Origin of the sequence: uncultured Campylobacter sp. (assembly GCF_938045405.1) — a bacterium.
In the GTDB taxonomy this organism is placed as follows: domain Bacteria; phylum Campylobacterota; class Campylobacteria; order Campylobacterales; family Campylobacteraceae; genus Campylobacter_B.
This window is the reverse complement of sequence record NZ_CALIMW010000082.1, coordinates 1-4,188: the sequence shown is the minus strand read 5'-3', so window position 1 is coordinate 4,188 and position 4,188 is coordinate 1. Positions and strand designations below refer to the sequence as shown.

Here is a 4,188-nt window from a genome sequence, read left to right as displayed (position 1 = left end):
CCGTTCTCGATTGATAAACAGGGTAACGATCGCGGTCGCCAATACCGCACGGGGATCTACTACACCGACGAGGCGAGCGGCGAGACGGCGCGTAAATTCGTAGCCTTTAAACAGAGCAAATATGATGAAAAGATAGCGGTCGAGGTTATGCCGCTTAAAAACTACGTCAAGGCGGAGGATTATCACCAAGACTATCTAGACAAAAACCCGGGCGGCTACTGCCATATCGATCTGCGCCTCGCTAAAAAGCCGCTTTACGATGACAAAGCCTTCAAAGCGCAGAGCAAAGAGGAGCTCAAAAGAACTCTGAGCGACCTGCAATACAGCGTCACGCAGGAAAAAGATACCGAGCGACCGTTTTCGAGCGAATACGACAAGCACTATAAAAAGGGCATCTACATCGACATCGTGTCGAAAAAGCCGCTCTTTTCCTCTACCGACAAATACAACTCCGGCACCGGCTGGCCGAGCTTTTCAAAGCCGATAACGACCGATGCGATCGCCTACGCGCGAGACGACAGCCACGGTATGCAGCGCGTCGAGGTCTCCAGCCGCGTAGGAGGCAGCCATTTGGGGCACGTCTTTGATGACGGACCGAGAGATAAGGGCGGTATGAGATACTGCATCAACGGCGCTAGCTTGGAATTTATACCGCTTGAGGAGATGGACGCGCGCGGCTACGGGGATTATAAAATTTACGTAGAGTAACGCGGGTTAGGGCTTTGGCTCGGCGATCGGTCGGTTAGTTTTATACGGCTCGGCTGCCGATCGGTTGGCGGTATATCGGTTCGGCGGTCAGTCGTTTTGTAACTCGGGCGCGCTCTCCTCTAGTCTGCGACCACTGCTTTTGGCGGTCGGTCGGTTTTATACGGCTTCGCTATCGATAAATTCGGTGGACGGTCGGTTGATTTTACAATCATATCAATAGCTAGCTTACGGGCATTTCATCGATCGATTTGACGGCTAGTCGGTTGCCGATCGGTTTGGCCGGCGGCTAGTTTAGTTTGCGGTCGAGCGGAAGCTTGATGATCGGCGGATAAATTGGCTTGGCGGCTACGGATGGAATTTTAAAATTCCAAATACGATAAATTTACCTCTAAAGAATTTCATGCGGCGTAGCTGTAATAGAAAGAATTTAATGCGAGTGCAGCTCACCCATATAGCGTTGTAGGGGGTTAGGCGGGGTTTGCGGGCGAGCAGAGCAATGCGGTGCTGCGGAGGCGGCGCCCGCGAGAAATGCGACCTCGCAATTGGGGCCCCTGCCCGCCCAGATAGAAACGGAAATCACGGCATAAAATTCGCAAGTCGTGAATTTTGGGATAAAATTTTGAAATTTTACTTTTTAAGACACGGAAGCGGTGTATGTTTAGCAAGAGATGCGGCGTAAAATTTGAAATTCCGCAACGAAAACGGCGTCTATGCAATGCCCGCTATGCATCCGCGTCGCAAATTTTAAATTTAGGATAAAATTTTGATGACGCACCCCGCGCAAAATAGAAAAATCCCCGCATAGATCGCTAAAAACGGCGCAATTATCGCATAATGGATGACGAACTCGAAAAAATTGTAGATTATGTGCTTGCTTTTGGGCTCTTTAAATTTTAATTCTAGCGGCTCGTTCGAATCAAACGGCGTATTGGAGCGCAAGATGTGCCTCGGTCCAGCGCATCAAGTCTATTTTATTGCGCTGCATATAGTCTTTGCCGATCCCGCATACGCCGTTTATATAGCATACAAAGCCAAAACCGCCGAAAAACAAAATGAGCCCGATGTCGATCAGTTTATCGCTTATAAGGTATCCCAATCTTCAAATCTTTTGATTAATATTTTTTCAAATTTTTAAAACCACAGATTGTAAAGATCAAACCCCAAGAACCAACGCCGCAACCGGCAATAAACCATAGAGAAAAGAATGTAATCCAAAAATACATCTTAATTTTCGAGGCAAAATATAGGTTGAAGCTTTTTGGTCCGAAGCTTATTTCTCCGGTAACCATTTCGCCTAGATAATAATACGTAGTTCCCAGATATCCTAAGAAAAACGTAAATATAATAGCGGGAATTCCTTTTGGAAAAACTTTTAAATCATAGATATTTGGCATATTGTAAAAACTAAGATAAATCATCAAAGCCGAGCAAACAATCACCCAAATCCACATAAAACTTACGTAAAAAGCTGTAACCTGGGGCATTGCGCTAATAGCTTCAAAGGCTTCGATATTTGGAAAAATCCCCTTCATAAATTTAACGAAGTCCGCGCAAATGCTATACTTATCCAAAACATCTATCGGTATAAAAAACACCGATAAAGATATAAGCGCATAAATAGGCATCGAATATTCTGCAAATTTAGAAAGCTTGGATTTTTCGCGGATTTTCGTAGGTCTCGAATCCCATTCGCGCAATTTGAGCTTTGGGGAATTTTCGTTTTCTAAATCGCTCATACAATCGATCCTTTTATTCATTGCAGATTAAATTTTTTAATCTCATACTTCGATGATAAAATTTAACTCAAAACGAAATATGCATGCTTAGCGCGATTGTGCAAAGCAGTAGCGCCAGCGGCACGTATAAAAAGCGCCCCACGTTGTACCAAAACGCGCCGTATCGCTTGGATGCGCCCGAATTTACTTCGTCTAAAATTCCATCTTTTTTGATCACCCAAAACCACGAAACCGCTCCGATGACCGCGCCGATCGGGATGATATAGATCGATACGAAGTCCATCCACGGCCCCCATTTGACGATAGCTTCCATATTCACGCCCACGCCGAAGCAGATCACGCACAAAAGCACGAGCGTGCAGGTGCGGTTCAGGCGCGGAAATTTATGCATCAAGGACTCGGCGACGACTTCAAACATATTTTGAAGCGATGAAATTCCGCCGAAGATCACCGCCGTAAAGAGGATGATCGCAAAAATTTGCCCGCCGATCATATCTTGTAAAATTTTAGGCAGCGTCACAAAAAGTAGCCCCGGACCCGCGGCGGGATCGGTGTGATACGCAAAGACCGCAGGGATCATCACTAGCGCGGCCACCATCGCCGCAAGCGTGTCGAAAAACGCCGTATTTTTCGCAGCCGAGACGACGTCTTCGTTTTTAGGCAGATACGCGCCGTAGACGATCATACCCGAGCCCGTGATCGAAAGCGAGAAAAACGCCTGCCCCATCGCAGATATCCACACCATCGGATCGCCGAGCTTGCCGAAATCGGGCGTGAATAGAAATTTATACCCCGCGCCCGAGCCCGGTAGCATGGCGACCTTGACCGCAAGCACCGCAAAAAGGATGAAAAATAGCGGCATCATGATTTTGTTAGTTTTTTCGATACTGTGCGCGCCGAAAAACAGCGTAAAAAGCGTGCCCGCAACGACGATGAAGTGAAACGGCACGACCGAATAGGGCGTTAGCGCGAAGGACTCAAACCAAGTGTTCGTATCCACGCTCATCAGCGAGCCGTCTATGGCCTGCGCTAGGGCTTTTAGCACGTATGAGATGATGACTGCGTAGCCGATGGCGATACATAGCGAGCCAGCAAGCGGTAACCAGCCGATGATCTTGCCGACGGTGCCCAGGCCGCGACTTTTCCACGCGTATTCGTAAGAGCCCAAAGTGCCCGTTTTAGCGCGGCGTCCGATGGCGTACTCGGCGCTAAGTCCCGCATAGGAAAACAGCGCGATAAAAAATAGATAGATCAGCAAAAACGCGCCGCCGCCGTTCGTGCCGAGTTTGTAGGGGAAGCCCCAGACGTTTGCCATACCCACGGCAGAGCCCACACAGGCGATGATGAAAGCCCAGCGCGACGAGAAACTTCGTTTGTTCATTTGCGTATCCGTTTTTGAAATTTGCGTTATGGTAGCAAAAAAAGTATTTAAATTTTATTTATTGTGCGTAGGATTTGGGCTACAGAGCGGTAAAATTTTAGGGCATTTTGGGTTTGAGCTTGCAGAATTTTGAGCAAGCAAATTTTAAATAGTTAAATTTCACTCATAAAATTTTAAAGAATGCGTAAAATTTAAGCGAGTTAAAATTCGGCGCGATAAATCTGAGCGAGCTGAAATTTATCGCGTGTCGAAATTTAAACCGTCTTTTTGGCTAAATTTAAGCTAAAAACGCTATAATCCCGTTTTCTTTTATTTCGTGCGCTCGTAGCTCAGCTGGATAGAGCATTTGATTGCGGTTCAAAA

At 46.8% G+C, this 4,188-nt stretch carries 5 protein-coding genes; 1 reads left to right on the top strand and 4 read right to left on the bottom strand.

What is annotated here, in order from left to right:
* On the top strand, window positions 1–708 hold a 708-nt coding region (gene msrB, locus Q0140_RS03135), incomplete at its 5' end, for a peptide-methionine (R)-S-oxide reductase MsrB (protein WP_297961772.1).
* A gap of 750 nt (window positions 709–1,458) precedes the next feature.
* Here the strand turns inward: msrB and Q0140_RS03130 are convergent.
* The 4 genes from Q0140_RS03130 to Q0140_RS03115 form a co-directional block, all read right to left on the bottom strand.
* Window positions 1,459–1,647 (bottom strand): hypothetical protein, encoded by a 189-nt coding sequence (locus Q0140_RS03130; protein WP_297961769.1) that lies wholly within the window; start codon window positions 1,645–1,647, stop codon window positions 1,459–1,461.
* A complete protein-coding gene (locus Q0140_RS03125) occupies window positions 1,625–1,804 on the bottom strand; it encodes a hypothetical protein (RefSeq protein ID WP_297961766.1) in 180 nt (59 codons plus the stop codon). The genes Q0140_RS03130 and Q0140_RS03125 overlap by 23 nt, the downstream gene beginning before the upstream one ends.
* Window positions 1,805–1,820: 16 nt before the next feature.
* On the bottom strand, window positions 1,821–2,444 hold the full coding sequence (locus Q0140_RS03120; RefSeq protein ID WP_297961762.1) for a hypothetical protein: 624 nt from the start codon (window positions 2,442–2,444) through the stop codon (window positions 1,821–1,823).
* Window positions 2,445–2,511: 67 nt separating this feature from the next.
* Complete coding sequence (locus Q0140_RS03115; protein WP_297961758.1) at window positions 2,512–3,825, bottom strand: sodium-dependent transporter; 1,314 nt, start codon at window positions 3,823–3,825, stop codon at window positions 2,512–2,514.
* Window positions 3,826–4,188: the final 363 nt, after the last annotated feature.

Excerpts from the sequence above, each read along its gene's own strand:
- Q0140_RS03115 (WP_297961758.1), bottom strand. The coding sequence starts at position 3,825 with ATGAACAAACGAAGTTTCTCGTCGCGCTGGGCTTTCATCATCGCCTGT.
- Q0140_RS03120 (WP_297961762.1), bottom strand. The coding sequence starts at position 2,444 with ATGAGCGATTTAGAAAACGAAAATTCCCCAAAGCTCAAATTGCGCGAA.